This is a genomic window from Sphingomonas sp. CCH9-F2 (assembly GCF_001556735.1).
GTDB lineage: Bacteria > Pseudomonadota > Alphaproteobacteria > Sphingomonadales > Sphingomonadaceae > Sphingomonas > Sphingomonas ginsenosidimutans.
The window spans coordinates 1-209 of sequence record NZ_LSJO01000282.1 but is presented as its reverse complement, the minus strand read 5'-3'; the positions used below and the strand labels follow the sequence as shown (position 1 = coordinate 209).

The following is a 209-nucleotide window of genomic DNA, read 5'->3' as shown; positions in this document are numbered from 1 at the left end:
CCACCGCCGACGATGGCACCGATACCGTTGCGCACCGCCGCCGCCGCGATCTCCGCCAGCACCGACAGCGCCACCGCCTTCAGGTCGTCGAACCCCAATTTGCCGGTGCGCACCGCGCGCATCAGTGCGGTCTCCACCGCGCGGCCGGCGCGATCGGCCCCGGCGGCGAACGGCCCCTCCAGCGTCTGGCGCATCGTGTCGATGTCGCG

1 pseudogene is annotated in these 209 nt (G+C 73.7%); it reads right to left on the bottom strand.

The window, feature by feature from the left end:
• A pseudogene (locus AX685_RS22455) lies at positions 1–209 on the bottom strand (tail tape measure protein); the annotation flags it as partial.